Annotated in this window: 22 protein-coding genes; 17 read left to right on the top strand and 5 right to left on the bottom strand. The window is 72.3% G+C overall.

Annotated features, from left to right (window positions below):
- The first annotated feature begins 92 nt into the window (after nucleotides 1-92).
- The 10 genes from asnB to DS079_RS01620 all read left to right on the top strand — a co-directional run bounded on the left by asnB (nucleotide 93) and on the right by DS079_RS01620 (nucleotide 12,758).
- Nucleotides 93-2,852 (top strand): asparagine synthase (glutamine-hydrolyzing), encoded by a 2,760-nt coding sequence (asnB, locus tag DS079_RS01665; protein ID WP_126984556.1) that lies wholly within the window; start codon nucleotides 93-95, stop codon nucleotides 2,850-2,852.
- 160 nt (nucleotides 2,853-3,012) lie between these two features.
- On the top strand, nucleotides 3,013-3,921 hold the full coding sequence (dapA, locus tag DS079_RS01660; RefSeq protein WP_126984555.1) for a 4-hydroxy-tetrahydrodipicolinate synthase: 909 nt from the start codon (nucleotides 3,013-3,015) through the stop codon (nucleotides 3,919-3,921).
- A gap of 31 nt (nucleotides 3,922-3,952) precedes the next feature.
- Complete coding sequence (locus DS079_RS01655) at nucleotides 3,953-5,647, top strand: ribonuclease J (protein ID WP_126984554.1); 1,695 nt, start codon at nucleotides 3,953-3,955, stop codon at nucleotides 5,645-5,647.
- Between the two features lie 148 nt (nucleotides 5,648-5,795).
- Nucleotides 5,796-8,732 (top strand): FtsK/SpoIIIE family DNA translocase, encoded by a 2,937-nt coding sequence (locus DS079_RS01650; RefSeq protein ID WP_241237511.1) that lies wholly within the window; start codon nucleotides 5,796-5,798, stop codon nucleotides 8,730-8,732.
- Nucleotides 8,733-8,788: 56 nt separating this feature from the next.
- On the top strand, nucleotides 8,789-9,388 hold the full coding sequence (gene pgsA / locus DS079_RS01645) for a CDP-diacylglycerol--glycerol-3-phosphate 3-phosphatidyltransferase (RefSeq protein ID WP_010551392.1): 600 nt from the start codon (nucleotides 8,789-8,791) through the stop codon (nucleotides 9,386-9,388).
- Nucleotides 9,385-9,873 (top strand): CinA family protein, encoded by a 489-nt coding sequence (locus DS079_RS01640; RefSeq protein ID WP_126984553.1) that lies wholly within the window; start codon nucleotides 9,385-9,387, stop codon nucleotides 9,871-9,873. The genes pgsA and DS079_RS01640 overlap by 4 nt, the downstream gene beginning before the upstream one ends.
- 198 nt (nucleotides 9,874-10,071) lie before the next feature.
- Entirely contained in the window at nucleotides 10,072-10,377 is a 306-nt protein-coding gene (locus DS079_RS01635; RefSeq protein WP_010551394.1) for a helix-turn-helix domain-containing protein, read from the top strand.
- A 1-nt stretch (nucleotide 10,378) separates the two neighbouring features.
- Entirely contained in the window at nucleotides 10,379-10,603 is a 225-nt protein-coding gene (locus DS079_RS01630; protein ID WP_010551395.1) for a DUF3046 domain-containing protein, read from the top strand.
- Between the two features lie 268 nt (nucleotides 10,604-10,871).
- The gene (gene recA / locus DS079_RS01625; RefSeq protein WP_126984552.1) at nucleotides 10,872-11,990 is read left to right on the top strand and encodes a recombinase RecA; all 1,119 of its coding nucleotides are present in this window, start codon (nucleotides 10,872-10,874) and stop codon (nucleotides 11,988-11,990) included.
- 3 nt (nucleotides 11,991-11,993) lie between these two features.
- Nucleotides 11,994-12,758: a regulatory protein RecX gene (locus tag DS079_RS01620; protein WP_164736064.1), complete on the top strand. Its 765-nt coding sequence runs from the start codon at nucleotides 11,994-11,996 to the stop codon at nucleotides 12,756-12,758.
- A gap of 58 nt (nucleotides 12,759-12,816) precedes the next feature.
- On the opposite strand, the gene DS079_RS01615 is transcribed toward DS079_RS01620, so the two are convergent.
- Together DS079_RS01615 and DS079_RS01610 are read right to left on the bottom strand one after the other, a co-directional pair.
- Nucleotides 12,817-14,853: a TRAP transporter permease gene (locus tag DS079_RS01615; protein WP_126984551.1), complete on the bottom strand. Its 2,037-nt coding sequence runs from the start codon at nucleotides 14,851-14,853 to the stop codon at nucleotides 12,817-12,819.
- A gap of 1 nt (nucleotide 14,854) precedes the next feature.
- Nucleotides 14,855-15,868 (bottom strand): TAXI family TRAP transporter solute-binding subunit, encoded by a 1,014-nt coding sequence (locus tag DS079_RS01610; protein WP_126984550.1) that lies wholly within the window; start codon nucleotides 15,866-15,868, stop codon nucleotides 14,855-14,857.
- 186 nt (nucleotides 15,869-16,054) lie between these two features.
- Between DS079_RS01610 and miaB the strand changes: the two genes are divergently transcribed.
- Complete coding sequence (miaB, locus tag DS079_RS01605; protein ID WP_126984549.1) at nucleotides 16,055-17,620, top strand: tRNA (N6-isopentenyl adenosine(37)-C2)-methylthiotransferase MiaB; 1,566 nt, start codon at nucleotides 16,055-16,057, stop codon at nucleotides 17,618-17,620.
- A gap of 138 nt (nucleotides 17,621-17,758) precedes the next feature.
- Here the strand turns inward: miaB and DS079_RS01600 are convergent, their stop codons facing one another.
- Entirely contained in the window at nucleotides 17,759-18,181 is a 423-nt protein-coding gene (locus tag DS079_RS01600) for a YbjN domain-containing protein (RefSeq protein ID WP_126984548.1), read from the bottom strand.
- 209 nt (nucleotides 18,182-18,390) lie between these two features.
- Between DS079_RS01600 and miaA the strand changes: the two genes are divergently transcribed.
- On the top strand, nucleotides 18,391-19,374 hold the full coding sequence (miaA, locus tag DS079_RS01595) for a tRNA (adenosine(37)-N6)-dimethylallyltransferase MiaA (protein ID WP_126984547.1): 984 nt from the start codon (nucleotides 18,391-18,393) through the stop codon (nucleotides 19,372-19,374).
- Between the two features lie 9 nt (nucleotides 19,375-19,383).
- Nucleotides 19,384-20,238 carry a diaminopimelate epimerase gene (gene dapF / locus DS079_RS01590; RefSeq protein ID WP_126984546.1) on the top strand — a complete coding sequence of 285 codons (855 nt, stop codon included), beginning with the start codon at nucleotides 19,384-19,386 and terminating at the stop codon, nucleotides 20,236-20,238.
- A gap of 90 nt (nucleotides 20,239-20,328) precedes the next feature.
- Here the strand turns inward: dapF and DS079_RS01585 are convergent, their stop codons facing one another.
- Nucleotides 20,329-20,943, bottom strand: coding sequence for a class I SAM-dependent methyltransferase (locus DS079_RS01585; protein WP_126984545.1), 615 nt, complete (start codon nucleotides 20,941-20,943; stop codon nucleotides 20,329-20,331).
- 196 nt (nucleotides 20,944-21,139) lie between these two features.
- Here DS079_RS01585 and hflX point away from each other — a divergent pair, with 196 nt between their 5' ends.
- Nucleotides 21,140-22,699, top strand: coding sequence for a GTPase HflX (hflX, locus tag DS079_RS01580; protein WP_010551407.1), 1,560 nt, complete (start codon nucleotides 21,140-21,142; stop codon nucleotides 22,697-22,699).
- 96 nt (nucleotides 22,700-22,795) lie between these two features.
- Nucleotides 22,796-24,820, top strand: coding sequence for an ATP-dependent DNA helicase (locus DS079_RS01575; protein ID WP_126984544.1), 2,025 nt, complete (start codon nucleotides 22,796-22,798; stop codon nucleotides 24,818-24,820).
- A 39-nt stretch (nucleotides 24,821-24,859) separates the two neighbouring features.
- Here the strand turns inward: DS079_RS01575 and lexA are convergent, their stop codons facing one another.
- Complete coding sequence (lexA, locus tag DS079_RS01570) at nucleotides 24,860-25,555, bottom strand: transcriptional repressor LexA (RefSeq protein ID WP_126984543.1); 696 nt, start codon at nucleotides 25,553-25,555, stop codon at nucleotides 24,860-24,862.
- Nucleotides 25,556-25,725: 170 nt separating this feature from the next.
- On the opposite strand from lexA, the gene DS079_RS01565 reads away from it, so the two are divergent.
- The gene (locus DS079_RS01565; RefSeq protein ID WP_126984542.1) at nucleotides 25,726-26,121 is read left to right on the top strand and encodes a LysM peptidoglycan-binding domain-containing protein; all 396 of its coding nucleotides are present in this window, start codon (nucleotides 25,726-25,728) and stop codon (nucleotides 26,119-26,121) included.
- A 28-nt stretch (nucleotides 26,122-26,149) separates the two neighbouring features.
- Entirely contained in the window at nucleotides 26,150-26,638 is a 489-nt protein-coding gene (gene nrdR, locus DS079_RS01560; RefSeq protein ID WP_070501245.1) for a transcriptional regulator NrdR, read from the top strand.
- Nucleotides 26,639-26,772: the final 134 nt, after the last annotated feature.

Here is a 26,772-nt window from a genome sequence, read left to right as displayed (position 1 = left end):
CGCCCTGCGGACGGCGTCCCCGCCGTCGTCGCCCCACGGCGGCGAGCGCCCGGACCGAGGGCGCAGCCGTCCCCCTCGAAAGGACTCGCCCCATGTGCGGAATCGCCGGCACCTACGGATACGGCGCTGACACCGAGCGGATCGCCCGCCGGATGAGCGGCGCCCTGGCCCACCGCGGTCCCGACGGCGAGGGCCTCTTCGTCGACGGCGAGGCCGGGCTCGCCCACCGGCGCCTGGCCATCATCGACCGTGAGCACGGCGCCCAGCCGATGACCACCGCCGACGGCCGCTACACCATCGTCTACAACGGCGAGACCTACAACTACCTCGAGCTGCGCGCCGAGCTCGAGCAGCTCGGGCACACCTTCCGCACCGACTCGGACACCGAGGTGCTGCTGGAGGCGCACGCCGAGTGGGGCACCGCCGCCTACGACCGCTTCAACGGCATGTTCGCCTTCGCGATCCACGACGCGACCACCGGCACCGTCACCCTCGCCCGCGACCACTTCGGCATCAAGCCGCTCTACTACCGCGTGGACCCCGCCTCCGAGGCCGGTGGGGCGCCGAAGGTCGTCTTCGGCTCGGAGATCCGCTCGCTGCTCGCCTCCGGCACCTTCGAGGCCGCGCCGGACGACCGCGCCGTCTACCGCTACCTGAAGTTCCGCGTCCAGGACGACGACTCCCGCACCTTCTTCGCCGGCGTGAACCGCCTGATGTCCGGCGAGGTGCTCGAGATCCGCCCCGACGGCACCGAGGTGCGCTCCTTCACCCGGCTGAAGGAGGAGCTGCGCGAGATCGCCGCGCGCCCCAGCCGTCCCTACGACCAGTCGGTCGTGGACGAGTACCGCGAGCGCTTCCAGGACTCCGTGCGGATGCGCCTGCAGTCCGAGGTCCCCGTCGGCACCTCCCTCTCCGGCGGGCTGGACTCCTCCGCCGTCGCCGCCGTGATCGCGCGCCAGCTGCGCGAGCGGCCCGAGGACGAGGGCTACGAGGCGGTCGGTTCCCGTCAGAACACCTTCTCCGCCGTCTTCCCGAACTCCTCCAACGACGAGGAGCGCTACGTCGACGCGCTGCTGGACGAGAACCGCGGCCAGATCACGGCCCACAAGATCCACCCGCAGCCCGAGGCGTTCCTCGAGGACCTCCACGACTTCGTGCGCACCCAGGAGGAGCCGATCATCTCGACCGGCCCTTACGCGCAGTACGCCGTGATGCGCGAGGCCAGCCAGCACATCACCGTGCTCCTGGACGGGCAGGGCGCCGACGAGATGATGGCCGGGTACAACCCGTACTTCTACGTCTACCTGCGCCAGCTGCGCCGCCAGAAGCGGTTCAAGGAGCTCGCCTCCGAGGTCGTCGGCTCCCGCGACATCCTCCGCAAGCTCGCCCGCACCAAGTTCTCCGGCCGCACCTCCGTGCCGATGGAGGCGCTGCTGAACTCCGGCTTCGTCGCCGAGCACAGCGGCGAGAAGGTCACCTCCGTCCAGGACGACCTCAAGGAGCGCCTGCTCGAGGACACCTTCCGCTCCTCCCTGCCCTCGCTGCTGCGCTACGAGGACAAGAACACGATGCGCTTCAGCATCGAGGGGCGCGTCCCCTTCGTCGACAAGGAGCTGCTGAAGTTCCTGTTCTCCCTCGACGAGTCCGCGATCATCCACGACGGCTGGAACAAGCGGATCCTGCGCGAGGCGATGGACGGGATCCTCCCCGACATGATCTCCAAGCGCCGCAACAAGATCGGCTTCACCACCCCCGAGGGGGAGTGGTTCCGCTCGATCGCGCCGCAGCTGCGGGACGTCTTCGCCTCCGCGTCCTTCGCCTCCCGGCCCTACTTCGACGCGCCGAGCGTGCTCGCGCTGTTCGACGACTACATCGCCCACCCGGAGAACCACGGCACGCTGATGTTCTGGCGCCTGCTGAACGTCGAGCTGTGGATGCGCACCTTCTTCGACGACGCCGAGGGCGCCACCCGCGCGCTCGGCGGCTCGGCCGACGAGGCCGCGCTCGCCGCCGCGCCGGCCCCCGCCGCCGTCGCCGCGGAGCCCGCGGCCGAGGAGGAGGTCGTGCCCAAGAGCGACTACGTCGCCAACGAGGGCAAGCAGCTCGACCTCGTCTCCGAGGCCGACGGCCGCACCTGGCGCCGCCTGCCGCTGCAGACCGCGCTGGTCGCCCGCGGCGACGACGTCGAGCGGATCGCCCGCGAGCGGGTCGAGGCCTTCGCCGCGTCCCTGCCGGGCGGCGTCGTCCCCGACGGCGCGCCCTGGTATTTCGTGATCAGCGAGAAGATCATCGCGATCACGCAGGGCCGCTCCTGGTTCACCTGGGAGATCAGGCCCCGCCGCTCCGCCAAGGTGCTCAGCCGCTTCGTCTCCCGCACCCCGGCCGGCATCGGCCTGGGCGACCCGACCACGATGGAGCTCGCGATCCGCGAGGTGGGGCTCCCGCGCGTCGTCGCCGCCTCCGCCGTCGGCGCCGCGGGCAAGGTCGTCGGCAGGCGCGGCCTGTTCTACGAGGTCGTCGGCGCGAACGTGCGCGCGATCGACGGGCCCACCCCGTACTCCGCCTTCCCCTCGAACGTCTCCGCGAAGCTCCCGCCGAAGGACCCGGACGCGGTCGCCGCGCAGATCTCCGCCGCGATCCGCGGCGCGGACATCTCCGCCGCGCTGCGCGACGGCTTCGTCGGCACGGTCGTGATGGACGCCAACGACATCGGCCGCAACGTGCTGGGCTCGGACGTGCCCACCACGAACGAGGTGCTCGAGGCGACCTTCGCCGACAACCCCCTCGGCCAGGGCCGCCAGCGCACGCCGCTGGCAATCCTCGTCGACCTCGGCGGCGCGGACCGGCGCTGAGGAGGCCGCGGCGGCGGGCCCTCGCCCCGCCGCCGCCCGCCACGCCGCCGGAGCCCGCCGGGGCACGACGCCGACGGACCCGCCGCGTGCCGGGACGGCACGGGGCACGGCCCGCCCCTGCACTAGGATCCGGGCAGCAGCACTTCCCCTGGAGGAGACCATGAGCAGCACCGACCAGCGCCCTGCGCGACCGTTCGGCGCGGTGGGGACCGCGATGGTCACCCCGCTGAGCGCGGACGGCCACCGCGTCGACCTCGACGCGGCCCAGTCGCTCGCCGCCCACGTCGTCGAGCACGGCCACGACCTCGTCGTCGTCTCCGGCACGACGGGGGAGGCGCCCACCCTCACCGACGTCGAGAAGATCGACCTGGCCCGCGCCGTGGTCGAGGCCGTCGGCGACGAGGCGACCGTGGTCGCCGGCGTCGGCACCTACGACACCGCCCACTCGATCGACCTCGCCCGCGCGCACGCCGAGGTTGGCGTCGACGGGCTGCTCGTGGTCACTCCCTACTACTCCAAGCCCTCGCAGGCCGGGGTCGTCTCGCACACCACCGCGATCGCGGACTCCACCGACCTGCCGGTGATGCTCTACGACATCCCCGGCCGCGCCGGGATCCCGCTGGCGCTCGAGACCCTGCTGCGCCTGGCGGAGAACCCGCGCATCGTCGCGGTGAAGGACGCCAAGGCCGACCTCCAGCAGGCCTCCCTCGTCATGGCGCAGACCGACCTCGTCTACTACTCCGGCGAGGACGCGCTGAACCTGCCCTGGCTGACGCTCGGCGCGGCCGGCATGGTCTCCGTGGTCAGCCAGATCGCCGGCGACATCGAGCGGGAGATGGTCGAGGCGGTGGACCGCTCCGACCTGCCCGCCGCCCTCGAGGCCCATCGTCGGCTCGTGCCCGTGGTCGAGGCGATCATGAACCGGATGCCCGGCGCGGTCGCCGCGAAGGCCGCGCTGCACCTGCAGGGCGTGCTGCCGCACGCCGCGATGCGCGGGCCGCACCTGCCCGCCGACGCCACCCAGCTGCGCGAGCTCTCCGCCGCGCTGGACGCCGCCGGCCTGCTCTGATCCGATCCGCCCGAGTGCCGAGGAGACCCCGATGACCGCCGCCTTCACCGACCGTCTCCCCGCACCGCCCGAGCTCGCCCCGGGCACGCTGCGGATCACGCCGCTGGGCGGCCTCGGCGACGTGGGCCGCAACATGACCGTCCTCGAGTACGAGGGCCGCCTGCTGATCGTCGACTGCGGGGTGCTCTTCCCCGAGGAGTCCCAGCCCGGCGTGGACCTGATCCTGCCGGACTTCGACATGCTCGAGGACCGGCTCGACGACGTCGCCGCGATCGTGCTCACCCACGGGCACGAGGACCACATCGGCGCCGTGCCCTACCTGCTGCGGCGCAAGCCCGACATCCCGCTGGTGGGCAGCCAGCTGACCCTCGCCTTCATCGAGGCGAAGCTGCGCGAGCACCGCATCCGTCCCTTCACCCTCGTCGTCGCGGAGGGGCAGACCGAGAGCTTCGGCCCCTTCGAGTGCGAGTTCGTGGCCGTGAACCACTCGATCCCCGACGCGCTCGCGGTGCACGTCTCCACCCCCGCCGGGACCGTCCTGCACACCGGCGACTTCAAGATGGACCAGCTCCCGCTCGACGGCCGGATCACCGACCTGCGCGCCTTCGCCCGCCTCGGCGAGGCCGGGGTGGACCTGTTCATGACCGACTCCACCAACGCCGAGGTCCCCGGCTTCACCGTCGGCGAGCAGGAGATCGGTCCGGTGCTGAAGGGGATCTTCGCCCGGGCACGCCAGAAGATCGTCGTGGCGTCCTTCTCCAGCCACGTCCACCGCGTCCAGCAGGTGCTCGACGCCGCCGCGGCGCACGGGCGGAAGGTCGCCTTCGTGGGCCGCTCGATGGTGCGGAACATGGGCATCGCCGCGGAGATGGGCTATCTCCGCGTCCCCGAGGACACGCTCGTCGACGTCAAGCGCATCGACTCCCTGCCCGACGAGCAGGTGGTGCTGATGTGCACCGGCAGCCAGGGCGAGCCGATGGCGGCGCTGGGCCGGATCGCGAACCGCGACCACCGCGTCTCCGTCGGCCCCGGCGACGTGGTCATCCTCGCCTCCTCCCTCATCCCCGGCAACGAGAACGCGGTCTTCCGCGTGGTCAACGGGCTGATGGCGCTCGGCGCCGAGGTGGTCCACAAGGGCAGCGCCAAGGTCCACACCTCCGGGCACGCCAGCGAGGGCGAGCTGCTGTACTGCTACAACATCGTGCGGCCGCAGAACGTCATGCCGATCCACGGCGAGGTGCGCCATCTCATCGCCAACGGCCGGATCGCCGAGGCCACCGGCGTGCCGCGCGAGCGCGTGGTCCTCGCCCGCGACGGCCAGGTCGTGGACCTCAAGGACGGGATCGCCGAGGTGGTCGGGGAGATCCCCAACGGCTACGTGTACGTGGACGGCTCGAGCGTCGGCGAGATCTCCGAGGCGGACCTCAAGGACCGCCGCATCCTCGGCGATGAAGGGTTCATCTCCCTGTTCGCGGTCGTGAACTCCGAGACCGGGGCGCTGATCGCGGGACCCGAGATCCACGCCCGCGGCGTCGCCGAGGACGACGCGGTCTTCGACCGGCTCCGGCCCGACATCGTCAAGGCCCTCGAGCAGGCGGTCGCCGACCAGGCCGACCGCCGCGACACCTACCAGCTGCAGCAGGTCATGCGGCGGGTCGTCGGCCGCTACGTCGGCCAGCGGCTGCGCCGGCGCCCCATGATCATCCCGGTGGTCGTCGAGGCCTGAGCCACCCGCGTCCCGGCGAGCCGGACGCGTGCCCGCGGCGCGCGCCGGGGGCGGAACCCCTGTCGGCGGCGTGATCCGCGCCCCGCGAGACCGGATCGCGCGGGTCGCCTCCCGGGCCGAGCGGGGGCCGGAATGTACCATCGGGACCATGGCGACACGTACGTCTTCCCCCGCACGTGCGTCGAAAGGCTCGTCCCGCTCCTCGGCCTCCGGCAGCTCCCGGACCCGCGGAGCCGCGGCGAACGACCCCTCGACGCTCCCTCTGCCGGTGCGCGCAGTGCGCTCCGGCTATCTGGCGATCGCCCGCATGATCGGCGGCATGGTCCGCGGCATCGGGGTGCAGCGCTGGGAGGTCGAGCCCGAGCAGCGGCGCGACGGCTACGCGCTGTTCCTGATGCTCATCGCGGTGCTCGTCGCCGTGGTCGAGTGGTGGCAGTCCAGCGGCCCCGTGCTCGGCGCCGTGCACACCGTGGTCGCCGGCACCTTCGGGATCTCCTCCATGGTGATCCCGCTGCTGGCCGCCGGCTGGTCGCTGCGCATGTTCCGCCGCCCCGACCAGGTGCGCGCCAACACCCGCATCTCGATCGGGATCGCCGTGCTGCTCACCGCGATCTCCGCCATCGCCTCGGTCTCGGCGCGCCTGCCCGCCCCGGCCGACGGCATCGACGCCCTCGCCCGCGGCGGCGGCGTGCTCGGCTATCTCGCGGCCGCGCCGCTCGAGGCGCTGCTGCCGCCGCTGGCCGTCGTGATCATCCACTCCGCCCTGATCGCCTTCGGCATCCTCGTGCTCACCGCGACTCCGGTCGAGTCGATCCCCTCCCGTCTGCGCGGCGTGTACGACGTGATGGTCGGCCGCAGCGAGGAGGAGGACGAGGAGCGCATCGCCTTCGGCCTGCGCCCGCGCCGCGTCGACCCGGCCGTGCACGAGCAGGAGACCGCGGCCCAGCCCGCCGCCCGCCCCCGTCGCCGCACCCGCAAGGAGAAGGCGGAGGCCGCGGAGGCCGAGCGGGACCACGAGGCGTTCGGCTACGCCGGCGACGAGGCCTTCGAGCAGGGCGTGGCCGAGGAGGGCCGACCCGGCGCGAAGAAGCCTGGTCGCGCCGGCAAGGGCGCGAAGTCCGCGAAGGCCGGTCCCGCCGGCCCGCGCCGCGGCGCCCCGGAGGTCGCGACCGAGGTCTTCGACGTGGTCGAGGACGAGAACCAGCGCGCCAAGACCTTCCCCACCGGCGACGAGGCGCCCACCGCGGCGCTGCCCGCCAAGGGGGCCCGCGGCGGGGACCGCACCACGCCCGTGCCCGCGAAGAAGGTGCCGGCCGCCGCGGCGGCGGCCCCGGAGAAGACCGAGGACGCCGCGGAGCTGGTGCATCCGCCGATGGGCGACCTGCCCCGCGCGGGCGAGCAGCTCGAGCTCGCCGGCGACGTGGTCTACACCCTCCCGGAGTCCTCCTTCCTGCTCGAGGGCCCCCCGCACAAGTCCCGCTCCGAGGCCAACGATCAGGTGGTCAGGGCGCTCGAGGAAGTCTTCGAGCAGTTCAAGGTCGCCGCCGAGGTGGTGGGCTTCTCCCGCGGCCCGACGGTCACCCGTTACGAGGTCGAGCTCGAGCCCGGCACCAAGGTCGAGAAGGTCACGGCGCTGGACAAGAACATCGCCTACGCGGTCGCGAGCTCGGACGTGCGCATCCTCTCGCCGATCCCCGGCAAGAAGGCGATCGGCATCGAGATCCCCAACACCGACCGCGAGACCGTCGCGCTCGGCGACGTGCTGCGCAGCCAGGTCGCCCGCCGCAACGAGCACCCGCTGGTGATGGGCGTGGGCAAGGACGTCGAGGGCGGCTACGTCGTCGCGAACCTCGCCAAGATGCCTCACCTGCTGGTCGCGGGCGCCACCGGCGCCGGCAAGTCGAGCTTCGTCAACTCGATGATCACCTCGATCCTCATGCGCGCCACCCCGGAGGAGGTGCGGATGGTGCTGGTGGATCCCAAGCGCGTGGAGCTCACCATCTACGAGGGCATCCCGCACCTGATCACCCCGATCATCACCAACCCGAAGAAGGCCGCCGAGGCGCTCGAGTGGGTCGTCAAGGAGATGGACGCCCGCTACGACGACCTCGCCGCCTTCGGGTTCAAGCACATCGACGACTTCAACAAGGCCGTGCGCGCCGGGGAGGTGCAGGTCCCCGCCGGCAGCGAGCGGCGCCTGGCCCCCTACCCGTACCTGCTGGTGGTCGTCGACGAGCTCGCGGACCTCATGATGGTCGCCCCCCGCGACGTCGAGGCCTCGATCCAGCGCATCACCCAGCTCGCCCGTGCCGCGGGGATCCACCTGATCCTCGCCACGCAGCGCCCGTCGGTCGACGTCGTCACCGGCATCATCAAGGCGAACGTGCCCAGCCGGCTCGCCTTCTCGACCTCCTCCCTGCAGGACTCCCGCGTCATCCTCGACACGCCCGGCGCGGAGAAGCTCATCGGCCAGGGCGACGCCCTGTTCCACCCGATGGGCAAGGCGAAGCCGATGCGCGTCCAGGGCGCCTGGGTCAACGAGTCGGAGATCCACAAGGTCGTCGACCACGTCAAGACGCAGATGACGCCGAACTACCGCGAGGACGTCACCGTCGTCGCGGAGAAGAAGCAGATCGACGACGACATCGGCGACGATCTCGAGGTGCTGCTGCAGGCCGCGGAGCTCGTGGTCACCACGCAGTTCGGCTCGACCTCCATGCTGCAGCGCAAGCTGCGCGTCGGCTTCGCGAAGGCGGGCCGGCTGATGGACCTGCTCGAGTCCCGCGAGATCGTCGGCCCTTCCGAGGGATCCAAGGCCCGCGACGTGCTCGTCCACCCCGACGAGCTCGGCACCGCGATCGCCCGCATCCGCGGGGAGGAGGCCCCGAGCGGGGAGGGCGACGAGCCCTACGGCGCCGACCAGGCCGTGGACCTCGAGCCCGAGCCGACCGAGCCCGTCGGCGAGGGGAGCGCCGACCGGTACGGCAGCGACCCGCTCGCCGACGACGGCACCGAGCCCGCCGTCGACTACTACGACGAGGACGACGAGGAGAGCGAGGACGCCTGGAGCCTCACCGGCCGCTGAGCGTCCCACCCCCGTCCTTCCCTCGTATCCCGTCCCGCCGAACCCCAGGAGCACCGATGACCACGAAGCCCGAGGCCGAGGTCCCGCTGTGGAACATCGCCAACATCCTCACCATGCTGCGCTGCGTCATGGTGCCGCTGCTGGTGGTGCTCGCGATCCTCTACCCGGACACCGTGCCGGGCCGACTGCTCGTCGCCGCGGTGTTCGTCCTGGCGATGATCACCGACTTCGTCGACGGGCACCTCGCCCGCAGCCGCAACCTGATCACCGACTTCGGCAAGATCATGGACCCGATCGCGGACAAGGCGATCACCGGCGCGGCGCTGATCATGCTCTCAGTGTGGGAGTACGTCCCCTGGTGGATGACCGTGCTGATCCTGGTGCGCGAGATCGGCATCACCGTCATGCGCTTCACCATCCTGAAGTACGGGGCGCTGCCGGCGAACATGGCCGGCAAGGCGAAGACGATGGTGCAGTCCATCGCGATCACCTTCTGCCTCATCCCCTTCGAGCTGTGGTGGTCCCCGGCGCGCTGGATCGGCCTGGCCCTGGTGCTGCTGGCCGTGGTGCTGACCGTGTGGTCCGGCCTGGTGAACCTCAAGGACGGCCTGCGCCTGCGCCGCGAGGCGCTCTCGGCGGGAACCGGGCAGGCGTGAGCGGGACCCCCGCCGCGGTGATCGACGCGGCACGCGAGCGCGGCTGGTCGCTCGCGACCGCCGAGTCGCTCACGGCCGGCGCGGTCGTGGCCCGACTGGTCGACGTGCCCGGGGCGAGCGACGTCGTCGCCGGGGGAGCGGCCTGCTACTCCTACGCGGCGAAGACCCGAGTGCTCGGCGTGGACGCCGGGCTGCTCGAGCGCACCGGCGCGGTGACCGCGGAGGTCGCCGCCGCGATGGCCGAGGGCGCGCAGCGGCTGTACGACGCCGACCTCGCCGTCTCCACGACCGGAGTGGCCGGCCCCGGCCCCGACGCGCGAGGTGTGCCGGAGGGCACGGTGCACCTCGGGATCGCCCGACGCGGCGGTCCTGCCCGCACCCGTGAGGTCCGTCTCAGCGGCGGGAGAGCCGAGATCCGGGCCCTCGCCGTCCAGGAGGCCCTCGCCGAGCTCGCCGCCGAGCTCGCCGATCCGTCCGAGTCCTGATCAGCCGGGGACGACGCGGTCCTCTCCTCCCCGACGTCCACCGTGCACATCTCCAGCGAACCCTCGGACGTGGCCCACTACACTCTGGGGAACACTCTCGCGGGAGGACGCGTTGGGCTCCACGTGATGACGACGACGTACCGCATCCCAGAGGTGCATGAGAAGTTCATCCAGAGTCAGAGGAAGGGAGGAAGGTCCATGATCCTGTTCCGTCAGGAGCTGGGGGACGTGCTGCGCGATGCGCGCCGTGCCCAGGGCCGCACGCTGCGGCAGGTGTCCTCCGACGCGCGCGTCTCGCTGGGCTATCTCAGCGAGATCGAGCGCGGGCAGAAGGAGGCCTCCAGCGAGCTGCTCGTCTCCGTGACCGACGCCCTCGGTCTCCCGCTGTCCTTCGTGCTGCGCGAGGTCTCCGACCGCATCGCGGTCGCCGAGCGCGTGACGATCCCGGACACCGTCCCCGAGGGCCTCGCCGACGGCACCGCGCCGCTGGTCGGCGCCAGCTGAGGTGCGGCGCAGCGAGTTCGCGGAGCTGGCCGATCACGTGTTCGGCCCCGCGCTGGCCCGCACCTACACCCACGACCTCGTGCTCGAGGAGGTCGGCGGCCTGACCGCCGCCGAGGCCCTCGAGCACGGGGTCGCCGTGCGTGCGGTGTGGACCGCGCTGTGCGAGGCGATGGAGGTCCCCGAGTCCGCCCGCTGGGAGATCCCCGTCGAGCAGCGACGACGCTGACATCCAGCTGGGGCCGGCGCCGCCGCGGGCCCCGAGGATCGCTGCGGAGCACACGGCGCGACACGCCCGCGACCGACTTGAGTTCGAACGTCTGTTCGGTAGTCTGTGTTCGTCGGTCCCCGGGCATCGTGCCCGCCTCAGCACCTCTCCTCCCCACTGCCCCGTCATCCACAGGGGCTGCGGGGCAGCGGCGAATGTCGGGGTCGGCGCCTACTGTGGCCGCAAGGTCACCACGTCGGCTCACCCGGCCCTCAGGAAGGAACACCCCATGGCTGCATCGAAGTCCGCCCCCAAGTCCACCGCGAAGGATCGCGGCTCCTCCCTCGACAACGCCCTCGCCCAGATCGACCGCCAGTTCGGCAAGGGATCGATCATGCGGCTCGGCGACGACACCCGCCCGCCCGTCGAGGTCATCCCCACCGGCTCGGTCGCGCTGGACGCCGCCCTCGGCGTCGGCGGCCTGCCCCGCGGCCGCATCGTCGAGATCTACGGTCCGGAGTCCTCGGGCAAGACCACCGTCGCCCTCCACGCGGTCGCCAACGCGCAGCGCAACGGCGGCATCGCCGCGTTCATCGACGCCGAGCACGCGCTGGACCCCGAGTACGCCAAGAAGCTCGGCGTGGACACCGACGCCCTGCTGGTCTCCCAGCCGGACACCGGCGAGCAGGCTCTCGAGATCACCGACATGCTGATCCGCTCCGGCGCGCTGGACATCGTCGTGGTCGACTCCGTCGCCGCGCTCGTGCCCAAGGCCGAGATCGAGGGCGAGATGGGCGACTCCCACGTCGGCCTCCAGGCCCGTCTCATGTCGCAGGCGCTGCGCAAGCTCACCGGCGCGCTGTCCTCCTCGGGCACCACCGCGATCTTCATCAACCAGCTGCGCGAGAAGATCGGCGTCTTCTTCGGCAGCCCCGAGACCACCACCGGCGGCAAGGCGCTGAAGTTCTACGCCTCGGTCCGCATGGACATCCGCCGCATCGAGACCCTGAAGTCCGGCTCCGACGCCGTCGGCAACCGCACCCGCGTCAAGGTCGTCAAGAACAAGATGGCCCCGCCCTTCAAGCAGGCCGAGTTCGACATCCTCTACGGCGAGGGCATCTCCCGCGAAGGCGGCCTGATCGACCTCGGCGTGGAGCACGGAGTGGTGCGCAAGTCCGGTGCCTGGTTCACCTACGAGGGCGACCAGCTGGGGCAGGGCAAGGAGAACTCGCGCCAGTTCCTCAAGGACAACCCCGATCTCGCGGCGGAGATCGAGGAGAAGATCCTGCGCACCCTCGGGGTCGGGAAGTACGCCGCGGAGCAGGCGGCGCCCGAGACGGAGATCGGGGCCGAGGACGTGCTGGGCGAGGACGAGTTCCTCGACGAGGACGTCCCCGCCACCATCTGAGCGATGACTCCTCGGCATCACCCCGGCGGCGCCGGCGACCAGCAGGTCGTCGGCGCCGCCGGCGTCCCCGCACGGTCCGCGGGCGCGGCCCCGCACGCTGCCCGGTCCGTGCCTCGCTCCCGGGGCTCGAGCTCCCCGGAGGGGGAGGCCCCCGCCCGGCGCCCGCACCCTGCGCAGCAGGTGACCGAGCAGCTCGCCGCGCGCACCCGCGAGATCCTCGAGCGGCCCCGTCCCGAGGAGAGCGAGGAGCAGCGCGCCCGCGAGAAGGCGGTCGTGCACGAGTGCCGCTACCTGATGCGTCTGCTGTCCACGCGGCGCCGCTCCGAGGGCGAGATGCGCGGCCGCCTCGCCGAGCGGGAGGTGCCCGCGGACGTCGCCCATGAGGCGATGGCCCGGATCGCCCGCGCCGGCCTGATCGACGACGCCGCCTTCGCCCACGACTGGGTCCAGCAGCGTCGCTCCCTGCGCGCGCTCGGCGACGAGGCGCTGCGCCGCGAGCTCGAGGCCCGGCGCGTCGACGCCGAGCTGATCGAGGCCGCCCTCTCGGACGGGCAGACCGACGAGGAGCAGCGCTGCCGCGAGCTGGTCCGCTCCCGCATCGACCACCGCGACCGGGAACGGCTGCGCGAGGAGCGCGACGGCAGCCACCGCCGCCGGCTCTCCCGCCGGCTCGATGCGCTCCTGACCCGCAAGGGCTATCCCGGTGATCTGGCCGTCCACGTGATCGCGGGGGAGCTGCGCGCCGCCGCCGAGGACCCCGCCGCCTGAGCAGGCGGGCGCCGTACGGCGCCCGCCTGCTCAGGACGTGGGCCCGGCTCAGCCCGGCTCAGCCCGTCGAGGCCGCCCCGTCGGAGGCGTCCTCCCGCTCAGCCACTGCGGGGCTGTCACCGCGGGATCCGCGGCGCCTGATGAGCTGCAGGACCACGGCGATCACCGCGAGCACGAGGCCCGCCAAGGAGACGACCACGTGCGGATAGACCATCAGCACGCCGCCGATGAGGAGCAGAGCCCGCTCCAGGGCGCTGGTCCGCCCGAAGAAGTACCCCGCGAGCCCGGCCGCGATCACCATCATCCCCAGGACCAGGGTGGCCAGCGCCGGGATCAGCTCGGTGATCGTTCCCTGGAGCAGCAGGGACGGCTCCAGGACGAACACGAAGGGGATCAGGAACGCCGCGATCGCCAGCTTGACCGCCGTGACCCCCGTCCTCATCGGATTCGCACCTGCGATCCCTGCACCGGCATAGGCCGCGAGGCACACCGGCGGAGTGATGTCGGCGAGGATGCCGAAGAAGAACACGAACATGTGCGCCGCGATCACCGGCACCTCGAAGTTGTTGATCAGGATCGGCGCCGCGATGGTCGCGGTGACCACGTAGTTCGCCGTCGTCGGCAGACCCATGCCCAGGATCACGCAGACGATCATCGTCATCAGCAGCACCAGCAGGAAGCTGCCCTGGGCGATGTCGATGATCGAACCGCCGAGGCGGCTGCCCAGCCCCGTGCTGGTCACGGTGCCGGCGACGATTCCCGCCGTGGCGCAGGCGGCGATCACCGGCAGTGCAGTGCGAGCGCCCGCCTCCAGCATCTTCACGATCCCGACGAAGCCCAGCCTGGTCGACTTCCTCAGGAAACTCAGCACGAAGGCCGCGCCGATGCCCCACAGCGCCGCACGGGCCGGGGAGAAGCCGTCCAGCATCATCCACACGATGATCACCAGCGGAATGATCAGGTCCGCTCGTTTCGCAAGCGACGTCCAGGACGGGAGCATCGACGCGGGCAGACCGCCGAGCCCGTTGCGCTTGGCATCGAAGTGGACAGAGAGCATGACGCCGAGGAAGTACAGCAGCGCGGGGATGATCGCGATGACGATGATCTCCGCATAGGGCACGCCGGTGTACTCCGCCATGATGAACGCGGCCGCGCCCATGATCGGCGGCATGAACTGGCCTCCGGTGGACGCGGTGGCCTCGGTGGCCCCGGCGACGTGCGGCTTGAACCCGGCTTTCTTCATGATCGGGATCGTGAAGGACCCCGAGGCCACCGTGTTGGCGACCGAGGATCCGGAGATCATGCCCTGCAGACCGCTGGCGGCGACCGCGGCCTTGGCCGGACCGCCGGTGAAGCGCCCCGCGACGCGGAACGCGAGGTCGTTGAAGAAGGCGCCGATGTTCGTGCGGATCAGCACCACCGCGAACAGCAGGAACAGGAAGATGAAGGTCGAGGAGACCTGGATCGGGGTGCCGAACACGCCCGAGCGCGCTGTGAAGAACGTGCCGACCGCGTAGTTCTGCCAGCTCATCCCGTACACGAAGATCGAGTACGCGATCGCGAGGGACGCGATGATCACGATCGGCAGCCCCACGCAGCGCCTCGTGGCCTCCAGGACCAGCAGGATCCCCAGGGCGGCGACGATGTAGTCGACCTCCCGGAACCCCATGATCTGCACCAGGTTGCTGGTCAGGTGCCGGTACTCGACGACGATGTACAGGTTCGCGCCGAGGGAGAGGATCGCCAGGACGGCGTCGTACCAGGGCACCCCGTCGGTCAGGCTCACACGCCTGTTGATCGGGTAGAGCAGGAAGATGATGGAGGTCGCGCCGCCGAGATGGATCGCGCCCTGGATGAGGGAGGGGCGCGATCCGAAGACCCCGGTGTAGAGGTGGAACAGCGTCAGCGCGATCGAGAGACCGCCCACGATCCACACCCAGGACCCGAGCCCGGTGCGAAAGCGGCTCGCGCTGTCGTGCTCCCTCAGCAGATCCTCCGTCTGCTCCTCGGCCTCCTTCACGGACTCCGCATCGAGCGGTGCGTCGAGCGCGGAGTCCGCGGGCTGAGGAGCGGACGGCGTGTCGGCAGTGCTCATCTCAGAGGAGCCCCTGCTCCTGGTAGTACTTCTCGGCGCCGGGGTGGAAGGGGACGTCCCCCTGGCCGAACAGGGCGTAGTCGTGTGTGATCAGCTCGCTCTGCGGGAGAGTGATCTGATCGGCGAACTCGAAGGTCGCCGCCGTGATCTCGTAGGCCACCTCGGGGCTGACCTGCGTGGTCGACGCGACCAGGGCCGCGGCGACGGACAGCGTGGTCAGCGGCTCGGTGACGAACTCGTAGGCGCCGGGCTCGATCGTGTAGACCTCGTACAGGGAGCCGTCGGCGATCTCCTGCGCCGTGTCCTCGTCGAGCGAGAGCAGCGTGACGTCGTTGGTGGCGGAGAGGTCGCCGAGCGAGCCGGTCGGGGTGCCCACCACGAAGATCGAGGCGTCGATGTTGCCGTCGCGCAGGAGGTCCAGCGAGCTGGAGAAGTCCTGCTCGAAGGGCTCGTAGTCGCCGTCGGCGATCCCATAGGCGGCGAGGATCGCGTCGGAGACCGCACGGGTGCCGGAGCCGACGTCGCCCACGGCGATGCGCTTGCCCTTGAGGTCCGCCACGGACGTGAAACCGGCCTCGGTCAGCGTCACCATGTGCGCGGCCTCCGGGTAGAGCGCGGCGATCCAGCCCAGGTTGTCGACCTGCGCCCCTTCGAAGTCGGCGGAGCCGGTGACCGCGGCGTTCGCGGTGTCGGACTGCGCGATCCCGAGCTGCCACTCCTGCTGGAAGATCATCCCGATGTTCTCCACCGAGGCGCCGGAGTCGGTGTAGTTGACGGTGATCCCCTCGATGTTGTCCTGGTAGATGCTCGCGTACTCGCCCCCGAGCGGGTAGTACACGCCGGCGGTGCCGCCGGTGCCGAAGGTCAGGTCGGTGACGAAGTCGCCCTCGCCGCCCTCTGCGGGCGCACCGCCCTCGCCCCCGCCGCTCCCGCCGTCGTCGCCGCAGGCGGCGAGCACACCGGCTCCCAGGATCGAAGCGCCCAGGGCGGCAAAGCTGCGTCGTCGCATTCGCATGTCTACTCCTCGTCAAGGTCGTCACCGGGGAACGAGCACCGGGCGGACAGCTGTGTCTCGTCGGCCTCCCCGCAGGTCATGATCACCTTAGGTGGATCCGGAGGGGGGACGGTCACTTCGCGGTGATCGTTTCCGCCCTGTGACCTGAGGGCCCGCCCGCCCCGAGCGCCGTACCCTGGGACCACTATGTCTCTCACCGCCCCCGCCCCGCAGCGCGGCACCTACCAGGTGCGCACCTTCGGCTGCCAGATGAACGTGCACGACTCCGAGCGCCTCACCGGCATGCTCGAGGACTCCGGCTACAGCGCCGCGCCGAAGGACGCCGATCCGCGCCGCGGCGAGGTCGACGTGATCGTGTTCAACACCTGCGCGGTCCGGGAGAACGCGGACAACAAGCTCTACGGCACCCTCGGCGGGCTCCGCCCCGGCAAGGACGCGAACCCGGGGATGCAGATCGCCGTCGGCGGCTGCCTCGCGCAGAAGGACCGCGCCGCGATCGTCGAGCGCGCCCCGTGGGTCGACGTCGTCTTCGGCACCCACAACATCGGCTCGCTGCCGGTGCTACTGGACCGCGCCCGCCACAACGCCGAGGCGCAGGTCGAGATCCTCGAGTCCCTGGACGTCTTCCCCTCGACGCTGCCCACCCGGCGCGAGTCCGCCTACGCGGCGTGGGTGTCGATCTCCGTGGGCTGCAACAACACGTGCACCTTCTGCATCGTCCCCTCTCTGCGCGGCAAGGAGAAGGACCGCCGCCCCGGCGACGTCCTCGCCGAGGTGCGCGACGTGGTCGACTCCGGCGCGATCGAGGTGACGCTGCTGGGCCAGAACGTGAACTCCTACGGCGTGGAGTTCGGGGACCGGGGCGCCTTCGCGAAGCTGCTGCGGGCCTGCGGCGACGTCGAAGGGCTGGAGCGCGTGCGCTTCACCTCCCCGCACCCTGCGATGTTCACCGACGACGTCATCGACGCGATGGCCGAGACGGACAACGTCATGCCCCAGCTGCACATGCCGCTGCAGTCCGGCTCCGACGACGTGCTGCGCCGCATGAAGCGCTCCTACCGCTCCAAGAAGTTCCTCGGCATCCTGGACCGGGTCCGGGAGCGGATCCCCGAGGCCGCGATCACCACCGACATCATCGTCGGCTTCCCCGGCGAGACCGAGGACGACTTCCAGCGCACCCTCGAGGTGGTCGAGGCCTCCCGCTTCTCCAGCGCCTTCACCTTCCAGTACTCCATCCGTCCCGGCACCCCCGCGGCGACCATGGAGGACCAGGTCCCCAAGGAGGTCGTGCAGGAGCGGTTCGAGCGGCTCGTCGCCCTCCAGGACCGCATCGCCCACGAGGAGAACCTCGCACAGGAGGGCCGCAGCGTCGAGATCCTCGTCGCCGAGGGCGAGGGGGATCGCGACGCCGAGACCCGCCGCCTCTCCGGCCGCGCCCGTGACCACCGCCTGGTGCACTTCTCCCTGCCGGCGGACCTGCCCGAGGTGCAGCGGCCCCGCCCCGGCGACCTGGTCACCGCCACGGTCACCCATGCCGCGCCGCACTACCTCATCGCCGACAGCGCCCTCGAGGCGGGCGCGCCCCTGCGCGCGGGGGACCCGCGCTTCTCGGTGCGCCGCACCCGCTCCGGCGACGCCTGGGAGGCGGGCGTGCAGGGCCTGGACGCGGGCGGCTCCTGCGGCACCGGCCACGGGGGAGCGACGCCGGCCGGCCCGGTCACCCTCGGGATGCCGAGCCTGCGCCGCGGCTGAGCCGTCGGCGGGAGGCCCCGCCGTCGGCCGCGGCCGACGCCCGACCTGCCCGTCGGTCGCGGCCTGCGCACGCGGACGAGCCGGGGCCCTCGCGAGCGATCGCGAGGGCCCCGGCTCGTGCTGCGCAGGAGGCGGACCTCAGGTGTCGAGGTCGTCGAGCTCGGCGCCGAGGCGCTCCTCCAGACTGTGGAAGAAGGCGATCACGGTGCTGAGCCCGCACTTGACCGCGCTGTCGATCTGGGAGTCGAGGGCGCCGGCGCGGAAGTCCGCGGCCAGTTCGCCGTACACGCCGAGGAGACCCTCGGACTCGCGGCGCACGTAGACCTTCGGCCAGATGCGGTTCATGTTCCACTCGTTGCAGAGCTTGACCATCTCGACCTTGCGCGAGACGTCCACCGAATGGCTCCAGCGGCCGCGGGTCTGCAGCACGCCGAGATCCTCTCCGGTGAGCATGAACTGGAAGCGGTAGTCGTCGAAGCGTGCGCGGACGATCTCCGCGTGCTCATCGTCCTCGACGAAGGCATAGCCATGGCGGGTGAGGCTCTCCTCGAGCCTCGCCATGGTCACAGGGGCCAGACCAGTGGCCGAGTCCGTCCTGACAGGGGACTCGTTCGGTGCAGTCACTTCCCACCTCGGGCGTTGGACGTAGGGCCTGGCAGGCGTGTCCGTGCCAGGATCGCCGATCACCCTACTCCCTCCACCGGGGAACAGGGCAGGGCCCGTGCCCCGGGGAGCCCGGTGACACCTCCCACACGACTACAGTGCGGGCTGTGGAGCACAGCGCGCAGGACCCCGCCCCCGCCTCGGCGGACACTCCGCTGATCGCCGTGGTGGGCGCGACCGCGACGGGGAAGTCGGACCTCGCGATCGCCCTGGCCCGGCAGCTCGACGGCGAGGTGATCAACGCCGACGCCCTCCAGCTGTACCGCGGCATGGACATCGGCACCGCGAAGGTCACCCTCGAGGAGCGCGCCGGGGTGCCCCATCACCTGCTGGACGTCCTCGAGGTCACCGAGGAGGCCAGCGTCTCCGCCTATCAGCGCGACGCGCGCGAGGCCATCGCCGCGATCCGGTCCCGGGGCAGGACCCCGATCCTGGTCGGCGGCTCCGGGCTGTACGTGCGCGCCGTGCTCGACGACATCGAGTTCCCGCCCACCGACGCCGCCCTGCGCGAGCGCCTCGAGCAGCGCATCGCGCAGGAGGGGACGGAGGTGCTGCACCGCGAGCTCGCCGCGAGCGACCCCGAGGCCGCCGGGATCATCGGCCCCCGCGACGCGCGCCGGATCGTGCGCGCCCTCGAGGTCGGCGCCCTCACCGGGCGACCCTTCACCGCCTTCCTGCCCCGCCCCCTGTACGCCGACGCCTCCACCGTGCAGATCGGGCTGCGCCGCGACCGCGCCCTGCTCCACGAACGGATCGCCGTGCGCGTGGACCGCATGGTCGAGGCCGGCCTGCTCGAGGAGATCCGCGCGCTGCGGGAGAAGGGACTGGACCGCGGCCTCACCGCACGCCGGGCGATCGGCTACGAGCAGGGCCTGGCCGTGCTCGACGGCACCCTCGACTGCGCCCAGGCGATCCAGGACACCGTCACCGGCACCCGCAGACTGGTCCGCAAGCAGGACACCTGGTTCCGCCGCGATGCGCGGGTGCACTGGCTCGACGCGGACGAGCACGCGGACGGCGCCCCCCTCCTTACGCGGGCGCTCGCCGTCCTCGAGGCGCAGGACACAGCGGCCGGCGACGCCCGGCCGTAGGCTTCCGCCATGAGCGCACCCCTCGACTTCACCAAGGGCCACGGCACCGAGAACGACTTCGTGATCCTCGACGACCCCGACGGCCGGCTCGAGCTGGACGCCGCCCGCGTCGCCGCGCTCGCCGACCGTCGTGCCGGGATCGGCGGCGACGGCGTGATCCGCGCCGTCCGCTCCCGCGCCGCCGGGATCGACGCCCCTGCCGACGCCCCCGAATGGTTCATGGACTACCGCAACGCCGACGGCTCGATCGCGGAGATGTGCGGCAACGGGGTCCGTGTCCTGGCCGCGCACCTCCAGCGCGCCGGGCACGTGCGCGAGGACCGCTTCGCGATCCTCACCCGCGCCGGCGTGCGCGCCGTCAAGATCCTCGAGCGGCCGACGGGCCCCGGGGCGCCCTGGCAGGTGCGCGTCGGCATGGGCGCTTCCCGCACGCTCCCGGAGGCGCGCGCGGTCGAGATCGCCGGGCTGCGCCTGGACGCGACCGACGTCGACATGGGCAACCCCCACGCGGTCGCCTTCCTGCCCGCGGACGTGGACCTCGACGGCCTCGACCTCTCACGCCGACCCGCCCTGGACCCGGAGCCCGCGGAGGGGGCGAACATCGAGCTGGTCAGCGAGCGCGGTCCGCACCACATCGCGATGCGCGTCCACGAGCGCGGGGTGGGGGAGACCCGCTCCTGCGGCACCGGCGTCGCCGCCGTCGCGGTCGCCGCGGCGCTGCGCGCCGGGGACGAATCCCGCACGCCGTGGACGGTGGACGTGCCCGGAGGGCGGCTCGAGGTGGGCTGGACCGAGGAGGGGGAGGTCACGCTCAGCGGCCCCGCCCAGCTGGTCGCCGACGGGACGACCCTGCTGAGCGCCTGAGCGGCTGAGCGCCGGCGGACCGGCCGTCTGAGCGGCTGAGCTCTGGTCGCCGGAGCGCGACGGCGGAGCGGGTGCGCTGCCGCCGCCCCGTCAGCTCTCGGGCCCGATCTCCAGCACCCGGAAGCCCTTCGCGCTCGCCGCCTTGCCGACCTCCCGCGCGGGCAGGAGCTCGCCGAGCCAGCGCGCGAGCGGGTCGGCGCCGAGGTTCTTCCCCACCACCAGCGCGGCGGTGCCCGTCGGCCGCAGACGCGCCGTCCACTCGCGCAGGAGCTCGTGCAGCGCCGGCTTCCCGATGCGGATCGGCGGGTTCGACCACAGGGTGTCCACGGCGAGATCCCCGGGGATCTCCTCCGGCGCGAGAACCCGCAGGTTCTCCACGCCCGCGCGGCGCGCGTTCTCGGCGGTGAGCTCGCGGGCGCGCTCGCTGACGTCCACCGCCCACACCTCGACCCCGGGATGCAGCAGCGCCGCCGTCAGGGCGATCGGCCCCCAGCCGCAGCCGAGGTCCACGAGCGTCCCGCCCTCCGGGGGCTCCGCGACCTCGTCGAGCCGGTCCAGCAGCACCGCCGTCGCCTTGTCGAGCCCGTGCCCGCTGAACACGGCGGAGGAGGAGACGAGCTCCAGGTCCCTCCCCGCCAGACGCACGGGCAGCGGGAATCGACGGTCCGGGGCGGAGGGGTTCACGGTGAAGTAGTGCTCGTCCACCCCCGCAGGATACGGAGCCCCGGCCCTTCACGGCGACGCACGGCGCGGCTCGTGCCCTGATACTGGGCGTCCCTGAGCACGGGGGCGTGATCCGACCGTGATCCGGCTCCGCCCAGCGCAAAATCCCTCGACCCGGCCGACGGGACGTGGGATTCTGAGACGACCCCTTCACCCGACCCAGAGGAGTGCCCCGATCGTGCCCATCGCCTTCCATCCCGAACCCGATTCCGACCTCGACGTCGACGGGACCAGCACGGGAAGGACCGGGGCCGTCGAGCACTCTCCCGCAGCGGAGGACCCCGCACCCGTCGGCCCCCGTCGCGACCCGCTCACCGAGCGGATCCTCTCCCGCGGCGACGCCTCCGTCCAGGCCACCACCTTCTCCTCGGAGGCCGACGGCGAGCAGTACGACCTCGCCGACCGCCAGGCGCTGCGCCGCGTCGCCGGGCTCTCCACCGAGCTCGAGGACGTCTCCGAGGTCGAGTACCGCCAGCTGCGCCTGGAGCGCGTGGTCCTCGCGGGCCTGTACACCAGCGGCAACGCCGACGAGGCCGAGACGAGCCTGCGCGAGCTCGCCGCGCTCGCCGAGACCGCCGGCTCCGAGGTGCTCGACGGGATCCTCCAGCGCCGTGCCCACCCCGACCCCGCGACCTTCCTGGGCAAGGGCAAGGCCGCCGAGCTCGCTGACATCGTCGCCGAGTCCGGGGCGGACACCGTGATCGCCGACGGCGAGCTCGCTCCAGGCCAGCGCCGCGCCCTCGAGGACATCGTCAAGGTCAAGGTCATCGACCGCACCGCCCTGATCCTGGACATCTTCGCCCAGCACGCGAAGTCCAGGGAGGGCAAGGCCCAGGTCGAGCTCGCCCAGCTCGAGTACCTCCTGCCGCGTCTGCGCGGCTGGGGCGAGTCCATGTCCCGTCAGGCCGGCGGCCAGGTGGGCGGCGCCGGGGCCGGCATGGGCTCTCGCGGCCCGGGCGAGACGAAGATCGAGCTGGACCGCCGTCGCATCCGTGACCGGATGGCGAAGCTGCGCCGCGAGATCCGGCTCATGGCCCCCGGACGCGAGGCGCAGCGCGCCGACCGTCGCCGCCACCAGGTGCCGGCCGTCGCGATCGCCGGCTACACCAACGCCGGGAAGTCCTCCCTGCTGAACCGGCTCACCGGCGCCGGGGTGCTGGTCGAGAACGCGCTGTTCGCGACCCTGGACCCGACCGTCCGCCGCGCCACCACCCCGGACGGGCGCGAGTTCACCTTCGCCGACACCGTCGGCTTCGTGCGCCACCTGCCCACGCAGCTGGTCGAGGCGTTCCGCTCGACGCTCGAGGAGGTGGGCGACTCGGACCTGCTCCTGCACGTCGTGGACGCCTCCCATCCCGACCCCGAGGGGCAGGTCACCGCGGTCCGCACCGTGCTCGGCGAGATCGAGGGCTTCGACGTCCCCGAGATCGTCGTGCTGAACAAGGCCGATCTCGCCGCGCCCGAGACCATCGCGCGCCTGCGCAGCCAGGTCGAGGTCAGCGCCGTGGTCTCCGCCCGCACGGGGGAGGGGATCGAGGAGCTGCGCGAGCTGATCGCCGAGCGCCTGCCCCGCCCCGCGGTCGAGGTCGACGTGGTCGTGCCGTACTCCCGCGGCGACCTCGTCTCGCGAGCCCACACCACCGGGGAGGTCCTCGCCGAGGAGCACCTCATGGAGGGCACCCGCGTGCACGCGCTCGTGGACGAGACCCTCGCCGCGGAGATGCGCACCTCGTCCTGAGGCCGCGGTGCCGCGGGGGTCCCGGAGCGGCGGGAGATCGGGCACACCGGGGTGCGCCTCGGCGGGTCCCGGTGCCCGCGCGGATACGCTGATCCGATGACCTCCGCACCCGAGCATCCCGTCGCCCCGGCGGCGGCCGACGTCCCGCTGTCGGACCTGATGGATGCCGCGGTCTCCGCCGTCGGGGGCTCGCCCCGCCCCGGCCAGCAGACGATGGCGGAGGCGGTCGACCTGGCGATGTCCGGCGGCCGGCACCTCCTGGTCCAGGCGGGCACCGGCACCGGCAAATCGCTGGGCTATCTGGTGCCCGCGATGCGGCACGCGCTCGTCACCGGGCGCCCTGTGGTCATCTCCACGGCGACGATCGCGCTGCAGACCCAGATCGTGCGCAAGGACCTGCCGCGGCTCGCCGAGGCGCTCGCCCCGCACCTGCCGCGCACCCCCACCTTCGCGCTGCTCAAGGGGCGCGCGAACTATCTGTGCAAGCACAAGATCGCCGGCGGCTACCCGGTCGACATCGAGCCCGGCGCCCTGTTCTCCGAGGCGTCCTCGGACCCCTCCCGCACCGGCGGCGAGAAGCTCGGCACCCAGGTCAAGCGCCTGCGGGAATGGGCGGAGGAGACCGACACCGGGGACCGCGACTCGCTCGAGGACGCCGTCTCGGACCGTGCCTGGCGTCAGGTGTCCGTCACCGGGAACCAGTGCATCGGCACCTCCTGCCCGATGATCCAGGACTGCTTCGCCGAGCGCAGCCGCGAGGTCGCGCGCGAGGTGGACGTGGTCGTGACGAACCATGCGCTGCTCGCGATCGACTCCTTCGACCGCCACGGCATCATCCCCGAGCACGACGTCGTCGTCTTCGACGAGGCCCATGACCTCACCGCCCGGGTCACCAGCGCAGTCACCGAGGTCCTCAACCCCGGCATGCTGCGCGGCGCGGTGCGGGACCTGCGCGGCCTCGGCGTCGCGGCGACCGCGCTGGACGATGCGGGGGAGGAGCTGCGCGCCGCGCTCGAGCTCGCCCCCGACGGGCGCGTGCTCGGAGACCTGCCCGATCAGCTCGCCGATGCCGTCGGCCACGTCCGCGTCGAGGCGCGCACCGCCCACTCGGACGCGAAGGACGCCGGCGACGACTCCTCCGCCGGGGCGCGCAAGACGGTGCGGGCGAACCTGCAGGAGATCATCGACGTGTGCGAGCGCCTGAGCGACCCGGGCGAGGACGACGTCGTCTCCGTCTCCCGCGGGCAGGCGACCGGTCGGGCCTCGCTGCAGGTCGCGCCGCTGAGCGTGGCCGCGGCGATGCGCGGTGCGATCCTCGAGGACCGCACCGCGGTGCTGACCTCCGCGACGCTCGCCCTCGGCGGCCGCTTCGAGCCGGCCGCCGGGGAGGTGGGCCTCGCCCGCCGCGGACGGGTCGCCGAGGACGAGATCCCCGCCGCCGAGGACTCCGGGGCCTGGGCGGGCATCGACGTGGGCAGCCCCTTCGACTACCGCCGCCAGGGCATCCTCTACACCGCCCGCCACCTCCCGCAGCCGGGCCGCGACGGCCCCTCCCCGGCGATGCTGGACCACCTCACCGAGCTGGTGGAGGCCTCGCGCGGGGGAGCGCTGTGCCTGTTCTCCTCGCGCCGCGGCGCGGAGATCGCCGCCGAGCACGTCCGCGCACGGCTGGACCTGACCGTCGCGGTGCAGGGCGAGGACTCCATGGCGAACCTCGTGCGCACCTTCCGGGAGGACGAGGACGCGAGCCTGTTCGGCACTCTCACGCTGTGGCAGGGCGTGGACGTCTCCGGCCGCTCGCTGCGCCTGGTCACCATCGACCGGATCCCGTTCCCCCGCCCGGACGACCCGCTGATGTCGGCCCGGCAGGAGCGGATCGCCCAGCACGGCGGCAACGGCTTCATGGCCGTCGCCGGCCAGCACGCCGCGCTGCTGCTGGCCCAGGGGGCGGGGCGGCTGATCCGGCGCGAGACGGATCGCGGGATGGTCGCCGTGCTCGATCCGCGGCTGTCGACCGCGCGGTACGGCTCGTTCCTGCGCGAGTCGATGCCGCCGCTGTGGCCGACGGCCGACCCCGAGGTCGCCCTCGGCGCGCTCCGGAGGCTCGCCGCGGATTCCTGAGGCACGCCGCGGGCCCCTGAGGCTCGCGAGCCCGGGGGCTCAGACGGAGCGCAGCACCGCGACGACCTTGCCGAGGATCTCGGCGTGGTCGCCGAGGATCGGGGCGAAGGCCGGGTTGTGAGGCATCAGCCACACGTGGTCGTCGCGCTGCACGAAGGTCTTCACCGTCGCCTCGCCGTCGATCATCGCCGCGACGATCTCGCCCTTCTCCGCGGTGCTCTGCGAGCGGACCACCACCCAGTCCCCGTCGCAGATCGCGGCGTCGATCATCGAGTCGCCGACCACCTGCAGCAGGAAGAGGTCCCCGCCGCCGACCAGGCGCTCGGGAAGGGTGAAGACATCCTCCACCTGCTCCTCGGCGGTGATCGGGATGCCGGCGGCGATCCGTCCCACCAGCGGGACGTTCACCGAGCTGCCGCCGGGCTCGATCTCGACGGGCGGGGCGGGGGCGTCGTCGGCCTCCGGCATCACGACCTCCATCGCGCGCGGACGCTTGGGGTCGCGGCGCAGGAAGCCCTTGCGCTCGAGGGTCTGCAGCTGGTGGGCGACGGAGGACGAGGAGGTCAGGCCCACGGCATCGCCGATCTCGCGCATCGACGGCGGGTAGCCGCGCGCGGCGACGGCCTCGTTGATCGTCTCCAGCACGAGGCGCTGGCGGCGCGTCAGGCCGGCCGTGCGCTCGTCGGCCGGCGCCTCGCCGCGGGCCCTGGTCGGCTTGGGGGTGCTCGGCGTCATCGTGCGGTCTCCTGGCGTCGTCTGTCGGACCCATCGGGTTCCGTTGTCCTCGTGGCCCAGCGTAGGGCGGCGCGCGGCGGATGCCAAACATGTGTTCGATGTTCCTCTTGCGTGTCGCGAGCGCCGCGGGCTACAGTCGCACAGAGATTCGATCGAACAGGAGTTCGGAGATGCGTACCCATACCGCCACGGTCCTTCCCTTCCCGCGGCAGGACGAGCAGGCCTGCGAGGCCGTCGCTCGACCGCGTGTTCGACTCGAGCCGACCCGCCGCGGGCGGCGCCTCCTCACGGGCGTCGCCTTCCTGCTCGGCCTCGCGGTCGCCGCGATCGCCCTCCTCGCGCTCGACCTCCCCGCCGCCCTCGCCGGCACCGAGTCCGCCCAGCCCGCCGTGATCACGGTCGAGGCGGGCGACACCCTCTGGGACTACGCCGGCGAGCACGCCCCCGAGGGGATGGACGAGGCCGAGTTCGTCGACGAGGTCCGCGGCCTCAACCATCTGCCCACGGGCCGGATCACCGCCGGTCAGCAGCTCGAGCTCCCCGCGGCGGAGGATGCCTCGCGCTGAGCGGGGGTCGTGCCGGTACCCTGAGCGGATGCACTGTCCGTTCTGCCGCCACCCCGATTCGCGCGTCGTCGACTCGCGCACGTCCGACGACGGCGCGACGATCCGGCGCCGCCGCCAGTGCCCCAGCTGCTCGCGACGCTTCTCCACCTCGGAGACCGCCTCCCTGTCGGTCCTCAAGCGGTCCGGGGTGAGCGAGCCCTTCAGCCGGGCGAAGGTCATCTCCGGCGTCCGCAAGGCCTGCCAGGGCCGTCCGGTCAGCGACGACCAGCTCGCCCTGCTCGCCCAGCGGGTGGAGGAGACCATCCGGCTCAGCGGGCAGGCGGAGATCGACGCCCATCAGGTGGGCCTGTCGATCTTGCAGCCGCTCCAGGAGCTGGACCTCGTGGCCTACCTGCGCTTCGCGAGCGTCTACCAGGACTTCGACTCCCTCGACGACTTCGAGGCCGCGATCGCGCGGCTGCGCGCCGAGGGCTCCCAGGTGCAGGGGGCGACCTCCGGGGGCGGCGCGACGGGCTGAGCGCCGCCCGCCGTCTGCACGGATCCGGAGAGATTCCTGGACATGGTGCAGGAGGGGGTCGGACTGTGCTTAAGATATTCCTCGTGCACCGACGAGGTGCACACCAGATCGGCGGTCGTGGAGGGGAAGCCACG

Source organism: Brachybacterium paraconglomeratum (genome assembly GCF_003994255.1).
Taxonomy (GTDB): Bacteria; Actinomycetota; Actinomycetes; order Actinomycetales; family Dermabacteraceae; genus Brachybacterium; species Brachybacterium conglomeratum.
The sequence above is the reverse complement of the archived record's forward strand: the minus strand, read 5'-3'. Positions and strand labels throughout refer to the sequence as shown.

What these genes read in the sequence shown, in the direction of transcription:
- pgsA (WP_010551392.1), top strand. Translation starts at nt 8,789, where the DNA reads ATGACCACGAAGCCCGAGGCCGAGGTCCCGCTGTGGAACATCGCCAAC.
- recA (WP_126984552.1), top strand. Translation starts at nt 10,872, where the DNA reads ATGGCTGCATCGAAGTCCGCCCCCAAGTCCACCGCGAAGGATCGCGGC.
- dapA (WP_126984555.1), top strand. Translation starts at nt 3,013, where the DNA reads ATGAGCAGCACCGACCAGCGCCCTGCGCGACCGTTCGGCGCGGTGGGG.
- nrdR (WP_070501245.1), top strand. Translation starts at nt 26,150, where the DNA reads ATGCACTGTCCGTTCTGCCGCCACCCCGATTCGCGCGTCGTCGACTCG.
- DS079_RS01650 (WP_241237511.1), top strand. Translation starts at nt 5,796, where the DNA reads ATGGCGACACGTACGTCTTCCCCCGCACGTGCGTCGAAAGGCTCGTCC.
- DS079_RS01610 (WP_126984550.1), bottom strand. Translation starts at nt 15,868, where the DNA reads ATGCGAATGCGACGACGCAGCTTTGCCGCCCTGGGCGCTTCGATCCTG.
- DS079_RS01655 (WP_126984554.1), top strand. Translation starts at nt 3,953, where the DNA reads ATGACCGCCGCCTTCACCGACCGTCTCCCCGCACCGCCCGAGCTCGCC.
- DS079_RS01620 (WP_164736064.1), top strand. Translation starts at nt 11,994, where the DNA reads ATGACTCCTCGGCATCACCCCGGCGGCGCCGGCGACCAGCAGGTCGTC.
- lexA (WP_126984543.1), bottom strand. Translation starts at nt 25,555, where the DNA reads ATGACGCCGAGCACCCCCAAGCCGACCAGGGCCCGCGGCGAGGCGCCG.
- DS079_RS01600 (WP_126984548.1), bottom strand. Translation starts at nt 18,181, where the DNA reads ATGGCGAGGCTCGAGGAGAGCCTCACCCGCCATGGCTATGCCTTCGTC.
- DS079_RS01575 (WP_126984544.1), top strand. Translation starts at nt 22,796, where the DNA reads ATGACCTCCGCACCCGAGCATCCCGTCGCCCCGGCGGCGGCCGACGTC.
- DS079_RS01635 (WP_010551394.1), top strand. Translation starts at nt 10,072, where the DNA reads ATGATCCTGTTCCGTCAGGAGCTGGGGGACGTGCTGCGCGATGCGCGC.
- DS079_RS01565 (WP_126984542.1), top strand. Translation starts at nt 25,726, where the DNA reads ATGCGTACCCATACCGCCACGGTCCTTCCCTTCCCGCGGCAGGACGAG.
- DS079_RS01615 (WP_126984551.1), bottom strand. Translation starts at nt 14,853, where the DNA reads ATGAGCACTGCCGACACGCCGTCCGCTCCTCAGCCCGCGGACTCCGCG.
- dapF (WP_126984546.1), top strand. Translation starts at nt 19,384, where the DNA reads ATGAGCGCACCCCTCGACTTCACCAAGGGCCACGGCACCGAGAACGAC.
- miaB (WP_126984549.1), top strand. Translation starts at nt 16,055, where the DNA reads ATGTCTCTCACCGCCCCCGCCCCGCAGCGCGGCACCTACCAGGTGCGC.
- asnB (WP_126984556.1), top strand. Translation starts at nt 93, where the DNA reads ATGTGCGGAATCGCCGGCACCTACGGATACGGCGCTGACACCGAGCGG.